Below are 13,976 nucleotides of genomic sequence, written 5' to 3'. Positions count from 1 at the left end.
CTTTCCTCGATTTGAAGAAAGGCGAGCTGCGTTATTTATGCTTCGTTTTTTAGCAGTGCCAAGAATTGATCCCCATAATTGTCTAACTTGCTTTTTCCAACACCTTTGATTTGTAAAAATTCCAGTGAGGTTTGCGGTTGCTTTTCCGCCAGCTCAGTCAAGGTTTTGTCTGAAAAAATCACATATGGTGGTAGATTTTTTTCTTGCGCCAATTGTGACCGTAAACTGCGCAGCTCTTCAAACAAGGCATCATCCGCCACTAATTGTCTCACTGGTGCTTGTTTACGAAAGACTTCTTGCTTGCCTAACAATACTCGCACACCTTGTTCAGAAACCGAGAGCAAGGGATATTGTCCTTCTGAAGGAACTAAAAAATGTTCTGCCGTCAGATAATCAATCAGATTGGAAACGTCTTTTTGCGATTGCTCCTTCATTAAGCCGTAAGTCGGCAACTGCTCAAAGCGCCACTGTTTAATTTTTTGATCATTGGAGCCCGTCAAGACCTTCGCGATCAAACCTTTACCGAATTTTTCACCCATACGCTTGACGCAAGATAAAACTTTTTGTGTATCCGTCGTGATATTAACTTGCTCCCGCTCATCTAAGCAATTGCTGCATCTCCCGCAATCCGGCTGATCTTCACCGAAATAGTTTAAAATATAGCGTTGCAGACACATCTGGGTATGAGCATATTGATTCATTTCTCGCAACTTACCGTATTCATTTTGCTGAAAAGTCGCTTCTGATTGTGATTGTTCAATAAAAAAATGTTGGATTTGAAGATCCTGCGGTGCATACAGCAAAACCGCTTCACTTGGTAGCCCATCACGTCCTGCACGACCGGCTTCTTGATAATACGATTCCAAATTGCCAGGAATTTGAGCATGAATCACAAACCGAACATTGCTTTTATTGATTCCCATACCAAAAGCGTTCGTGGCGATCATGACTTCGATCCGATCAAATAGGAAATCCTCTTGGTTTCGCAAACGTTCTTCGCTGCTTAAACCGCCATGATATTTACCTACCGCAAACTGATGATGCTTCAATAGATGGAATAAGCGATCGACTTCTTTACGGGTCGATGCATAAATAATTCCCGATTGTCCTTGATTTAACTTCAAATATTCTAGTAAATAAACGTCCTTTTGCTCTTTCACCACTTGAAACGCCAAATTTTCTCTAGCAAAACCAGTTTTGATCTCATTTTCTTTCGGAATATGTAAAAGATTGGAAATATCCTCAGCCACTTGCGGCGTTGCTGTAGCTGTTAAAGCAATAATCGTTGGTTGTTGATTAAAATTTTCAATCGTCTCTGCCAACTTTAAATAACTAGGTCGAAAATCATGTCCCCATTGAGAAATGCAATGAGCCTCGTCTACGGCTAACAAATCAATTGGCACATAGCGTAGCAATTCACGAAAGTCAGCGGACTCCAAACGCTCTGGCGCTACATACAATAATTTGATCTCCCCACGGGCAGCCTGTCTGACCCGTTCATTCATTTCCAGATTCGATAATGTACTATTAATAAACGCCGCTGGAATTCCCGCTTCATTTAAACTATCGACTTGATCCTTCATCAAGGAGATCAACGGCGAAACCACTAACGTTAAGCCTTCAAAGACTAGTGCTGGCAGCTGATAACAAATCGATTTTCCGCCGCCCGTAGGCATGATGCCTAAGACGTTTTCTTTTTGCAGAACTCTTTGGATGATCTCCTCTTGACCACTGCGAAATTGCGTATAACCAAATTTTTCTGCTAATAATTCTTTTATGCGTTCCATAGATGTACCCTTTCTATTACAAACTGATGCGTGATCAGTGTACTCTTATTTAGCTTGCCTTAATCGAGCTGAGCAAGGAATAACTAAATTTCATGATTAGAAGTAGATAGATCATTTTATCTATCTGATAATAAAAGAAAATCCTATCATTTATCCTATATAAATCTAATCGCTTTTCGTTCCAGCGATTGTAAAACTAGAAAATAGTGATACCATCTTAATTAAGACTAAGATGGCTTAAAACATGTCGTTAGTCCTGAGACCTCTATGCACAAAAAACACAATGATTTTTACAGATGGACTTACTCCTTAAAAGACCTAGTTCGTCATAGAAGAATAACCCTTTTTACACAAAACGACAATAGCTGTTTCTATTACTATGCATGATAATTATCTTATCATAGAGATCATTGATTTAGAAATGCCGATAAGTCATGTTTTATAAAGTAAAATATCATTGATAGTCTTTCTCCAAAGCTATGCAATACAAAAAAAACCTTATGATCGAAATTGATCACAAGGTTTTTCTTTAATCAAGTGGCAGACGATATAATTTATCATCATTTTGTTGGGGACTTCCCCTACCATCACGATTATTGGTTACAAAATACATCGTTTCACCCTCTATATAGATATCTCGAATACGACCATATTCCGTCAGCATCTCACTCATTGTATTTGATTCTAAATCAAATTCTAAGACTGCGTTCCCTCTTAATGCTGCTACATATAACGTTTCATCTCGATAGTCCATGCCTGACGGTGCCCAAGTAGTGTTGTTTCCAGAAGTAAATAGCGGTGATTCCATACCTGTTTGTGTTTCATTTCCTTCGATTGTTGGCCAGCCATAATTTTTCCCCGCCTCAATGACATTAATTTCATCGTTACGACTAGCTCCATGTTCACTAGAATACATTTTTCCAGCTTCATCCCATACAAGACCTTGTGCATTCCGATGACCGTAACTATAAACGTAAGAATCTTCAATTGGGTTATCTTCGGGAATCGTTCCGTCTAAATTCATTCTTAGTATTTTACCGCCTAAAGAATTCCTATCTTGTGCAATTTCAGGCTCAGAAGCATCACCCGTAGTAGCATAGAGCAAATCATCTGGTCCGATTGCTAAACGCCCGCCATGATGGTGCGTGCCACTAGGGATCTCATCTAATAATACTCTCGTTTCCTGCCAATCATCATCTACTAGGTTTAACTCAACAATTCGATTCAAGATGTCGCTATTATCTTCATAGGTATAATAAGCGATGGCTGTTTGAGAATCTGAAAAATCCGGCGCTAAGACAAAGCCTAATAATCCTGCTTCTGAAACAGAAGATAGTTCTTTTTCTAAAGACACAGACTGTCGCTCTACTTCACCATCGGTTATCTTTGCTACCGTTCCGCCTCGTTCACTTAGATAAAACACGTCATCATCACGTTGAATCGACCATGGAACAGCTAAATCCTCCGCCACAGCTTCAACAGCTGGATTGATTGAGCTTTCTTCAGTCGCAGGGCTGCCACTCCCTGACTCTGTTGAAGTTCCTTCGTCTTCTGAAATAGTTGCGGCACAACCGCTGAGAAGGAATAATCCGGTGAATAAAGTTAACATTTTTTTCATATAGTCACTCCTATTTTTAGCTGACTTTCCGTCGGACTCGGTTCATTTAGAGAACGCTTTCTAATTTAACCGTAACATCTTAAAATCAAAGAGTAAAAATATGTGCTTAATGTTAAATTTTTTCTTGGGCATTCTTTTGATCAAATACGTTTTCGCGACACATTGAATTAAGGCATATAAAAAAGTACCTTCTTTCGAAGGTACTTTCATATTTAAGCCACCAATGAAGCATAAAATTGAAATATTCCTTTTTTGTCCTCAAAAACCGCAGTGTGATAACTACTATGATAATCAAAAATATTTTTTGAAGGTGTTTTGACGCTTATTAACAACAAAAAAAGGGCTATTAGCAAAGGATTTCCATTTTTAAAGTCCTACTTTTTATTGTCGTCCTCATCCATTTTCAGCACGGCCATGAAGGCTTCTTATAATATCACGTTTTTCAGTAACTCTCATTTGTTGATATATACATACATTTACTACATTGTTTATTGTCTTTATTAAGTGTGCTTCCTTCAAAAAGAAACATATCCTAACGTTTACTTCCATAAACTTTTATTATCGCGGCGAAATATCGGCGAAACCCGAATTATAAAGCTAGCTTCTGTTTCATTTCGCCTTTTGAGTATTATGCCATCATAAACATATATATACTATAACCCTTGATTGTCACAATATTTCTCAGGAGCTTTTTTGCTGATGTGAAAGATGGAAAGCGGATTGTGGTTGCTGGCGAACATACTAGCTGAAAACAGTTTGTAGTCCGTAATATGGTGTGATTGGAAAAATGATTATTATGCGGCAGGTTGAAAAATTAGAAATATAAAAAAGACCTTAGCTTTCGCTAGGGTCTTTTCATGCAGTGCATTTTTCTGTTTCAAATTTAAAACGACTTAAAATTAATGAATTTATTTGTTTATTTGAATTCGAAAAAATCAATTTTTTCTTTATATACTCAAAGTCATAATCATTCAATAGTTCTATGAACGCAGAATTGATGAAGGAAGAACTTAATCCATCTATTCCCTTAAACGAAACATTAACATCATTTCCGTTTTTGAGAGCTTCATCAATCAAAATGTAAAGTTTTTTCCCATCATTATTAGTAGAGTAAGTAATAATCCTAGTTTTCACTTCAATATTTACCATTCGAATTCCTCCTCCTCTTCTCCTTCATACAATTTCTCATTATTAACATTCAATTCAATCTCAAAAAAAGTACCTGGATAAAAGTTTCCTGACGTCGCAGCCGATCTTACCTTCCCATCTTGTATAATAATCTTAGCATAGTTTGTCAGTATATGCACAGTCCCTATCTTATGAGAAGTCAAACTCTTCATTATATTAGGTAATCCGGCACCTCTGTTTCCAGGTGTGGACTCTGTTGACACACCTTCTTCTAAAGCCTTTAATACTAATTCGTGATCCTTCATATCTCCGTATTTTTGACGCATGACAGTAGGTATACCTAAACCAAAATCTGAAATAGTGATAACTAATCTATTATTATTATTAGGAAAGTATTGTCCAAATACACATCCGATATTTCTGTTTGAATGGTCTGCAATATTATTGAAAATTTCTTCTACTCCCACTTGTATACCAGAAAATTCAAGATCACGCCCCGTAGACGTTTGAAGCCATCTTTTTAAAACATTATGTCTCCAGCTGAAGCTTTGGTCAACTCCCAAGGTCCTAATAGGGAGGGTTGTGTCCCTGAATGCATGATTTTCTTTGTAAATATCATTCTTTCCAAAAAACTCTTCAAAGAAACCACAATCTTCTAGATATTCCATTGCCTTTTTATTTCTGTATGAACCTGTACCTTTTTCTGCTATTCTAAAGGTTATTTCCATGTTGGCAAAGCCGTTGATCCATTTTCAGATGTTATAAAATGCTGCAACTCCGGATGGATCAATCCACTCAATTTCAGTTAAATCAAAGATTATTTCATCTGATTTCGGTTGTAGATCGCGTGTGAGAATTTCGTTTACCACAAATGGAATTTTGTATTTAGTTAAAGATGATGGGACTTTTACAGTTACTGCCATGTTCGTTCTCCGATTCTTCTATGTATGATTGATAACTATAATATACATTGATTCACTCTTTTTCAAGTTAAGTTGAAAATCTTAATGCTCGTGAGGACGCATACACATTAACAGCGAATCCGCTTATTCTGCGTACCTTCTCTTTAAAGATGAAACATTTTTATGTACTTTAGAAACGAGACCGGGTAGTTCTTACCGATCTTGAGTGTTAGAATCATATTTGAGACTATTTTAATGAAAGGTGTAATTATTTATGAACGATCAATCTTTATGGAAAAAGTTGAATGAACAATTGGACGCAAAATACATCGGTCAACTCGACAGAAGTTTTATTTTACAACATACGATTTATTTTGATTCAGAATTTGCAAAAATTCGAGGACTTGATTCAGAATTTGCATTTCCTCCAATAAAAAACAGAAAAATTGTAGGTAAACTTGATGGTTTATCACCTACCGGAAAAAATAAATACAGAGAGCTTGAGCAACAATATAAAATTAAATGAATAAAAAAAGACCTCAGCCGATAATGGCTGAGGTCTTGGTTTAATTTTTAAATCAGAGCTATAGTCTTTTTAAGAAAAATCATTTTTAGCCAACAAGATTGTTTTTCAGTAGTACTTCTAAAAGATCTGCGGTCGGATTAGGTTTACTCCAATCATATTTAGGCATTTTCTTGCCATTATTATCCCAATAAATTGTTTCCAAAATAGTCACTTGAGCTGGGTCAGTTAAAATCTTAATTTTATCTCCTGAAAAATAGTACATTGCGCTTCCCTTTTTATATAATGCTTCCATCGTTGTTTCCCCCTTAATTGAATTCGTATTATTTCCGCCGGGCGTAGCTGAATCAATAGCTTCTAGTTTTCCCGGATTTTGATTTTTAATAGCATTGTAGGTTGAAATAAATTGACTTAGATATGATTGATAGCCTACTGCAGCATAGTCATATTTAGCTCCCCCTACTCGGAAAAGTCCTTTTACATATGAATCTACAGTCGTAGCACCTTCTACATTATAAAGTCCGTTTCGTTTTGATAATAGATATCCATACGCATTGAAGAAGTCGTCTAGCGTAGCAAAATGTACGTAGTATCCTCCCTCATTTGCAGGGCGTGCTGTACCTCGGCTAGTTTGAATACCCAAGTCACTTGGATAGCTAAATGGTTCTGAAATTCCTGACCAATTATTATCAACGCTTCCTACATAAGAAGTATTAGGATCTCCCCAATGACTTTCTAAAAACATTTGTGCAATCATAAAGCTCGGCTTGATATTATTTTTTGTTCCATAATGAATAACCGATTGAATATTTGCTTGAGAGATTGAATAGCCTCCATTTATAATTGAACCTAATTCATAACCACCGGAACCTTGATTACCTCCCGTTTGAAGAATCGGGATAGGATTCAACCATGTACCATCATCGATAGCCCAACTTCCAAGCGCTGTTCTCCAGTCCTTTTGGGTAATTCCTAAATGTAGATGTGAACTGTTTAGACGTCCAATTCGTTGCCCTTTTGTTACTCTTGAACCACTAGACACAAAGATATCCGCTGTTGATAATGAAAATTCTTGATACATGATTTGATATGGTGGTGCAGATAAAATAATTACTGCATTTAAACCTCCACCCTCAATCCCTGTATATATAATTTGTCCATCCGTGACTGCAAGAATATCGCTTCCTTGACCATAAATAGCTGATCCAAAATCAAATCCATCGTGAAAATATGAACCTCCAGGTCTAAGATAACTAGTGTATCCAAACTGTTGACCGTCTTCAAATGAACCTGTATATGCTTTTTTGAATGGCCAACCCCAATTATTTGACATAATCGTTCCTTCTTTCGTTTTCCCCATGCGTCCACAGTTATTAGAGATAGCTATCTTTGTTACATTAATTATTTTAGTATTATTTTAAGCATCAAAAATACCAAACTTCAATTCCAACCAAGCCTCTTTGATAATTCGTTTATAAACTCGTTATCTCTTCTTTTAACAGTAGATTCACTTAAACATGACTCATAGGCTACAATGGCGTTTTCTTTAGTATAGTAACCATTTAGATATTTTGACTGAATGATATCTACAATTTCCGGTGTCGAATCAGAAAGGAGTTCTTCTACCGTTTGATAAAAAAATTTATGAAATACAAGTTGATTGATCGTCCATTCTTCTTCAGAATGATTTAAGTATGGGTAATTTTCAGTTACTTCATTATTAGAAGATAAAATTTCGGTATACTTATTCAATGTTTTTTTTGCTACTTTATAATTCCATAATAATTTTCTTATATGTGCTCGAACTGTTTTTTCCATATATGATTCTCCACCTTTATTATTTAATAAAATAAATTGAAAAAAGAGCCCCCTACCGAAATAGTAGCGGGCTTATTATTATTTCTTTTCAGTCGCAATCTTCTTAATATAACCAATTTGACGAGCACTTTCATGTTCGTGTGTATTATAACCAGCAGTATCCATCATTGTCTTAATACTATTTAAATCATCTCCACTTTGGATATACGTGTACTCATTTCCCACTAGCCAATAAACTTTTCCATTTTCTTTAAATAATAACATTACATTTCCTTCTTTCTTTTTATTATTTTCTCCTGATCCATTTGATTCTTGTCCCGCATATGCTAACCACGCTGTACGATCACCATAAAAAACATTCGCATCCAAACGAGCATTCCAACCGGGTAAAAAAGTATTCGAGGAGTACTGATACATTGCGGTTGTTTTCCAGTATGGAGAGGCTGGCGGGTTTGGTTGTTTAAAGCCATTAATTGGTGCATCAGTTCCATAGTTTGCTATCCAAAGTCCATAATTTGAATCCGCAATTAACGAAAAATTATAGGTATTAAGTACTCCTGTGTATGTGTAAAATAATGGCTTAATCCCAGTCTTGATAAAAACATAGTCTAACCATCGTTTCGCCCAAGCTACATCGTGCTTATTGGTTGATTCCCAATCAAGAATCATAACTGCTTCACCAATATATCCCTTAATGTTATCTAAGAAAAACTGCGCTTCTTGTTCTGCAGTTCCTTCAAAGCCAACTTCATGCGCATAGTGATAAACACCTAATAATTTCCCTGATTTTTTAGCACTTTGATACTGTGCATCGCAATAAGGATTTATATATCCTTTTCCACCTGTTGCCTTTACAATAGCAAAATCACAAGCAATTTTTGAAAAGTCAATTCCACCTTGCCAACTTGCTACATCTACTCCGTTCATCACCATTCATCATTCACCTCCTTTCAATTTTTTTGGTTTCGTATAATCTAATGCTTGTGTACTGTCAGAATACCCATCAGTCGTAGGATCAGCCGTGATTCCCAAAAATGCTAGTAATGCAAAAAGTGCATTGATAACAGCTAATGCTTTATCGCCATAAGAAGATAAATCTAACGTGTATCCGAAAGCAGCCGCCACCGCTTGAACCAACAAAACGATTAACGGAACGACGCCAATCCAAAAAGCCTTAGATTTGATTCTTAGTTTCCAGTTAATTCTCATATTTTATACATTCTCCTTCTCTATAATTTAGTTAAAAAGTAGCCAATAATTGTGATACCTAGCCCGATCATGTATCCCCATGACCATTTATTGTTAGCTTTCATTTCCTTGATATCATCTGCGTTGTTCACCGCTAAAGAATACGCATGATCCGCCACATCTTTAGCAGCGTCCGCTTTCTCTCTCAAAGCTTCATAGTTGTCGAGCTTAGTCTCAATTCGAACTAAACGCTCAACAACATCTTGCACAGCATCATCTTTCAAAACTCCCCCGCCTTCCAATCAAAATAAAAAGCAACCGGCGATTAAACCGATTGCTAAACCTAAAACTAATTGCTTTCTTCTTGCTTTTTTGCTCCGTTAACGATTTCTTGCACGTTTTCACGAATTGAAGCGGGAACAGAATCGATCGTACGTTTCCCTTCGATTACATGAGTTGCGTATAGCATTTCTAAGTTTGAAAACATCAGACAGCACCTCCTTTCACTGCTAAAATTTGATCAGCTAAATCAAGAATGGCACCTTCACTCATATCCAAGCGGCTCTTTAATTCAGCGTTTTCCTGTTTTAACGATTCTGACAAGGCATCGTCATCCTCAATCCACCCTTTCCAAAAATAAATCTTGGATTAATTAAATTTTCTGGTGGTTCAATATCTACATAACTCGATGGCAAATCTAAACTTTCTGGAACCTCGAACTTTTTGAACCATTTTCCATCTGGCTGTTTTACTTCGAACACTTGATAAATATTTTTCATTTTGACCTCCTAATAAGCATAGATCGCCATCAGTACCGCGTTTGTCTGCGGCAAAACAGCATTATTCGAGTGACCTTTAATTGACGTATCAGATACATACAGAATCTTTCTAAAAATTCCACCGCCTTCATCGACGACCAACACGGGCATTACTTTACCGTTGTGAAGCAAGGCATGCGTTTTGGGAATGAGCATGTAAGTGTAGTCTCCGTCCGTTGGCTTTCCGTTTCTGTATCCTTGCCATTCAAGCATCCAACCTTGCAAGCAGTCCTGCAATCTGATTTTCGGGGTAAAGGTCTCGTTAGCAGAGACCCATGCTCCGCCAGTGCCGCCATCCCAAATTTTCTTTTCAACCAGATTTAGCTGAGAAGCATACTCTGATGTAATCTCTCCGGAAAAACCATTATTTGCCATAGCGAGCCGTTCACTAGACAATTCATAGCTACTTTTCTGACCTGCCTTTGTTCGTTCAGCATTCACATTTCCATCTTTATTAATAGCGAAGAAACCTTCAAGACCGTTTTCTGATGCGTATCGATTAATAAGCTCACCTAGTTTGATATCTAACGTACCTTTTCGAAACGAACCATCATATCAGTATATTGATAGTCATTTTTGAACCTAGAACCATTAATATCAACACCTGCGATCGTTCCGGCAGTAACGTTTCCTAAATTCGCATTAATCGCTGCTAAATTATCTGCTTGTATATTCACAGCACTAAAAAAGAACAGCTCCCATTTCGAGCCGTTCCACCGATAGATTGCATCTTTCTGATACCCTGATGGCGTGCCGGTGCATTTCCAAAGCATTCCAATATACGGACTTGTCGGAACCGTTGAAGATTCGGTAACACCTGTTGGATTTCCTTGTGCACCTTGGTCACCTTTCGGTCCTTGTGGTCCCTGACTACCAGTATCTCCTTTTGGACATTGAATTAAAGACCATACATAGTCAGCTGGATTTGTGCTCTCGGTTTGTGTAGTTTTGTTATACGCCATACCAATATATGTTTTTCCTGACGGATTGTCAGACATCCCTGCACCAGCTGAACTAGTACCGTATTTAATCCATGTATAAGTTGGCTGACCGTTAGAACCAGCTGGTCCTTGCACACCTTGACTACCTTGCGGCCCTTGAATCAACGACCAGGTACAATCTGTAAAAATAGTAGATTCTGTCGCTGTAGCAGAGTTATCTTGCATTTTTAGTTGAAGATAATACTTGCAAGCCATCTTGAAGCTGTTTTTGTTACATTCAAAGTCCTGAACTCGCGTTTATGCATATCGCCGAATGAACTTTTATATTTAATATTTGGGAAAAGATTCGAATAGTATTCGAAATCCCGTGCAATCCGATCGTATTCTCTTGAATCGATTCCGATTTTAGGGTGATCGGTCACTTTAGCAATATCTCTGCCAGCAAAGCTCATGTTCACGCTATCGACTCCTCTCTTGAATATATTTTTAATCGTTTGGATTACTCCCATTTTCTTACCTACCACTTCAAATCTAGGTCTCTTAGATTGTCTTGAACAAAGTATTGAAACTGATCGCATGTATGATCGTCTTCTTTGATTACTTAGGATCATCGCTATTCAATGTGTCTTCATCCCACTGATATTTTTTTTGTTCTTCAATAAAAATCTTGTTGCTCTCTTTAGCCAAATAAAAAAAACTACCTTGAGCCAGTAAGTTCTGAACACTATCAATCGTTACCTGATAAGCAAACTTATCATAATAGCCTTGACACTTTTCAATAAAGTCGTGTAGGTCTTTCGATAATTCAGTTGGTGCCTTTTTATTAGCTTTACCGGCAGGGCTATAGTAGTAAGTATCTAATAAGATGACATTTTTCTTTCTTGTGAGAGCAAAGCAGCTACATGTTGTTGCGGAAACTTGGTGACCACTATCAACCGAAAAATACAGATTAACAATATAATCATCGTCCGGCATCTTATCTAAGCAATGGAAATGACTAATATTATAGATATGAGTACCCAACCCGATTACTTCACCAAGGTACAACCATTTATAATAATCTTCGTCATTCTCTCGATAGGTTTCTATCAATCGAAGCTATTATGGATTCTTTGGCGTGTTCCGTGAATAGTAAACTTTAACTTGGTCCACATACTTAGAACGTTGACGTATAAATATAGCGTTCGTTTGATCAAATACTTCACTGCTTTGAAAGCTAGCAGCTTCCTCATACCATAGCGCGATAATATCGCCAATCGCATCAGATTTAAGTTTTAGCAGGTCATCAACGCCATAAAAGTAGAACGCTGAACCAGTACGCTTATGAATGATTGTTAATGGTGACATTCGATATCTGAATTCATTAGCGATTCCTAGCATGTTCAAAGCCCATTTGATCTGCAAATAAACAGCATCACGAAGATACTTGTGCTGACTCATCATACAGACAACATTGACTTTATGTTTCGCTTGCGTGTTCTTTTTCATCTCGGTTGCCAGTTTCAAACTGATAACAGATGATTTAAACGATCCACGTCCACCCTTCATTAATATGTACGGGCATTTTGTGTGCCACATTTTGTAAAAATGAGGGTTAATCATTCCAGTAAGTTTAATCTGAGGCTTCTTCTTGGCTTGCATCACCATTTGAATCAACCTCACTTTCGACTAACGGGATATCATCAACAATCACCGTCTGTTCTTCTGTCGGATCATAGCCGTCATCTAATTGTTTCAGCTGCGCTTTGGCTAAATCGACTTGAGTATTCATTAATTCAAGTTTCTTGCGACGCTCGTCCTGTTCGTCAGCTATTGCTACGAACTGTTTAATAAGGTTGGCGAGTGTACTCATAGCACGTGATTGAGCATTCATAAAGCTTGCTTGTTTATCCCAAGCGTATTGAATAGCATATTCTTACGAACTACCGCTTTCGCTTGAAGACCATTTAGATACTTCTTTCGAAAGATCGCCATCATAAACATACATAATTTTTTGTGCCCTAATGATCGCTGTGTATTGAATCATAATATTATTCCAAAGGATGCCCTCTGGTTTAGAGGTTGCAACCTCGTTCATGATCTCTAAGGTTTCTTCCGGCAGCCAATTAGCAAATAACCCGTGTGTAACAGCATTCTTATTGCTTTCTGGTGCTCCTTTATTGTTTGGAATAGTTGCATCCATGGTTGCAACCTTTTCTTTTGACCAATGTCGAGACTTCCAAGTTTTTACTGTACTGATTGATACATTATATTTCTCGGCAATCTCTCGATATTTCAGCCCTTTTTGATAATCCTCAAAAGCTTGTTCGTATTTCTTCACATGTGACACCACCCCGCTAACGCAACATTTGTTTTGTAAAAGAAAAAAAAGACCGCCGAAGCGATCTTCATTATGTATTTACCGCGAAGTATGATAAGTAAAAATATTCGCGGTTTTTATTAGGTTTTAAATATTGACTTTTTCAGCCATCAAATTAATCAAATCAAATGTTGATTTGTTATTCGGTAATTTCCAAGTATAAATCTTACATTCTTGACCCGTTTGCTGGTGAACAATATTTTGAAAATCTTTAAGCATTTCTTTACTTGTAATATGAAATACTCTATTCCCCCAAACTCCATAAACTTCCGGTTTTCCTTCAATCATGTATCCAAACATCTTCATCATTCCTTTTCCTTTAGTATTTGTACTTCCACCAGTAGATCCACCTGCTGTTAAAATCGGAATTGGATTTAACCAAGTTCCATTGTCAATATCCCAACTCGCTAACGCTGTTCTCCAGTCTTTCTTTGTAATACCCAGATGCAAATGATAGGTTGTTAATTTGCCTAGAGGCTGACCAGCTTTTACTTGATCCCCAACTTTTACATAAATAGTAGAACCAAATTCTTGATACATCACTTGATAGTCTGCTATTTGAAGGACTATTGCGTATTCTATTCCTGGACTAACATAACCTGTAAAGATAACTTTTCCATCATTTACTGCTTTAAAATCGCCAGAATATTTTGCTGATCCAAAATCGTATCCGTCGTGAAAATAGCCTCTTCCACGTGGATATGAAGTGTTTCCAAACTGCTGACCATCTTCATAGGGCTTCAATTGCCCATCAAATGGAAGTCTCCAAGTTCCCAATTGCTTCATTCCTTTCTATGTTTTAAATCATTAAGGCGGCACTGGACTTTTCAAGGAAGTGGAGTGTTGGTCACTTCCCTCTTTTTTCATTTTGTGCCGCCAGTTTTGATCGTCTTG

The 13,976-nt window shown here is 37.2% G+C and carries 16 protein-coding genes and 4 pseudogenes; 1 reads left to right on the top strand and 19 read right to left on the bottom strand.

Going from position 1 to position 13,976, the window contains the following annotated elements:
- Positions 1-35: 35 nt before the first annotated feature.
- The 5 genes from recQ to IGI54_RS05345 all read right to left on the bottom strand — a co-directional run bounded on the left by recQ (position 36) and on the right by IGI54_RS05345 (position 5,456).
- Positions 36-1,787 carry a DNA helicase RecQ gene (gene recQ / locus IGI54_RS05365; RefSeq protein WP_430621379.1) on the bottom strand — a complete coding sequence of 584 codons (1,752 nt, stop codon included), beginning with the start codon at positions 1,785-1,787 and terminating at the stop codon, positions 36-38.
- Positions 1,788-2,316: 529 nt separating this feature from the next.
- Positions 2,317-3,405, bottom strand: a complete 1,089-nt coding sequence (locus IGI54_RS05360) for a PQQ-dependent sugar dehydrogenase (RefSeq protein WP_430621378.1) — start codon at positions 3,403-3,405, stop codon at positions 2,317-2,319.
- An 855-nt stretch (positions 3,406-4,260) separates the two neighbouring features.
- Complete coding sequence (locus IGI54_RS05355) at positions 4,261-4,554, bottom strand: STAS-like domain-containing protein (protein WP_430621377.1); 294 nt, start codon at positions 4,552-4,554, stop codon at positions 4,261-4,263.
- Positions 4,548-5,261, bottom strand: a complete 714-nt coding sequence (locus IGI54_RS05350; RefSeq protein WP_430621376.1) for an ATP-binding protein — start codon at positions 5,259-5,261, stop codon at positions 4,548-4,550. The genes IGI54_RS05355 and IGI54_RS05350 overlap by 7 nt, the downstream gene beginning before the upstream one ends.
- 24 nt (positions 5,262-5,285) lie before the next feature.
- On the bottom strand, positions 5,286-5,456 hold the full coding sequence (locus tag IGI54_RS05345) for a hypothetical protein (RefSeq protein WP_430621375.1): 171 nt from the start codon (positions 5,454-5,456) through the stop codon (positions 5,286-5,288).
- Positions 5,457-5,709: 253 nt separating this feature from the next.
- Between IGI54_RS05345 and IGI54_RS05340 the strand changes: the two genes are divergently transcribed.
- Positions 5,710-5,961: a hypothetical protein gene (locus IGI54_RS05340; protein WP_430621374.1), complete on the top strand. Its 252-nt coding sequence runs from the start codon at positions 5,710-5,712 to the stop codon at positions 5,959-5,961.
- An 85-nt stretch (positions 5,962-6,046) separates the two neighbouring features.
- Here IGI54_RS05340 and IGI54_RS05335 read toward each other — a convergent pair whose 3' ends face one another.
- The 14 genes and pseudogenes from IGI54_RS05335 to IGI54_RS05270 form a co-directional block, all read right to left on the bottom strand.
- Positions 6,047-7,291, bottom strand: coding sequence for a glucosaminidase domain-containing protein (locus IGI54_RS05335; protein WP_430621373.1), 1,245 nt, complete (start codon positions 7,289-7,291; stop codon positions 6,047-6,049).
- A 107-nt stretch (positions 7,292-7,398) separates the two neighbouring features.
- A complete protein-coding gene (locus IGI54_RS05330) occupies positions 7,399-7,776 on the bottom strand; it encodes a transcriptional regulator (RefSeq protein WP_430621372.1) in 378 nt (125 codons plus the stop codon).
- A 78-nt stretch (positions 7,777-7,854) separates the two neighbouring features.
- On the bottom strand, positions 7,855-8,709 hold the full coding sequence (locus IGI54_RS05325) for a GH25 family lysozyme (RefSeq protein WP_430621371.1): 855 nt from the start codon (positions 8,707-8,709) through the stop codon (positions 7,855-7,857).
- Between the two features lie 3 nt (positions 8,710-8,712).
- Positions 8,713-8,985: a phage holin gene (locus tag IGI54_RS05320; RefSeq protein ID WP_430621370.1), complete on the bottom strand. Its 273-nt coding sequence runs from the start codon at positions 8,983-8,985 to the stop codon at positions 8,713-8,715.
- 20 nt (positions 8,986-9,005) lie between these two features.
- Positions 9,006-9,248 carry a hemolysin XhlA family protein gene (locus tag IGI54_RS05315; RefSeq protein ID WP_430621369.1) on the bottom strand — a complete coding sequence of 81 codons (243 nt, stop codon included), beginning with the start codon at positions 9,246-9,248 and terminating at the stop codon, positions 9,006-9,008.
- A 65-nt stretch (positions 9,249-9,313) separates the two neighbouring features.
- Complete coding sequence (locus tag IGI54_RS05310; protein WP_430621368.1) at positions 9,314-9,451, bottom strand: CD1375 family protein; 138 nt, start codon at positions 9,449-9,451, stop codon at positions 9,314-9,316.
- Positions 9,452-9,551: 100 nt separating this feature from the next.
- On the bottom strand, positions 9,552-9,743 hold the full coding sequence (locus tag IGI54_RS05305) for a hypothetical protein (protein WP_430621367.1): 192 nt from the start codon (positions 9,741-9,743) through the stop codon (positions 9,552-9,554).
- A gap of 9 nt (positions 9,744-9,752) precedes the next feature.
- The gene (locus tag IGI54_RS05300; protein WP_430621366.1) at positions 9,753-10,223 is read right to left on the bottom strand and encodes a hypothetical protein; all 471 of its coding nucleotides are present in this window, start codon (positions 10,221-10,223) and stop codon (positions 9,753-9,755) included.
- 83 nt (positions 10,224-10,306) lie between these two features.
- Positions 10,307-10,978 (bottom strand): hypothetical protein, encoded by a 672-nt coding sequence (locus tag IGI54_RS05295; RefSeq protein WP_430621365.1) that lies wholly within the window; start codon positions 10,976-10,978, stop codon positions 10,307-10,309.
- A pseudogene (locus tag IGI54_RS05290) lies at positions 10,954-11,247 on the bottom strand (phage portal protein); the annotation flags it as partial. The pseudogene IGI54_RS05290 and the gene IGI54_RS05295, both read right to left, overlap by 25 nt.
- Positions 11,241-11,821: pseudogene (locus tag IGI54_RS05285) on the bottom strand (terminase large subunit); the annotation flags it as partial. The pseudogenes IGI54_RS05290 and IGI54_RS05285, both read right to left, overlap by 7 nt.
- Before the next feature lie 6 nt (positions 11,822-11,827).
- Positions 11,828-12,370: pseudogene (locus IGI54_RS05280) on the bottom strand (phage terminase large subunit); the annotation flags it as partial.
- Positions 12,336-13,043 (bottom strand): annotated as a pseudogene (gene terS / locus IGI54_RS05275) (phage terminase small subunit). The pseudogenes IGI54_RS05280 and terS, both read right to left, overlap by 35 nt.
- A gap of 126 nt (positions 13,044-13,169) precedes the next feature.
- Positions 13,170-13,868 carry a M23 family metallopeptidase gene (locus IGI54_RS05270; RefSeq protein ID WP_430621364.1) on the bottom strand — a complete coding sequence of 233 codons (699 nt, stop codon included), beginning with the start codon at positions 13,866-13,868 and terminating at the stop codon, positions 13,170-13,172.
- Positions 13,869-13,976: the final 108 nt, after the last annotated feature.

The sequence above is a fragment of the Enterococcus sp. DIV0800 genome, from assembly GCF_050559735.1.
Taxonomy (GTDB): Bacteria; Bacillota; Bacilli; order Lactobacillales; family Enterococcaceae; genus Enterococcus_A; species Enterococcus_A devriesei.
The sequence above is the reverse complement of the archived record's forward strand: the minus strand, read 5'-3'. Positions and strand labels throughout refer to the sequence as shown.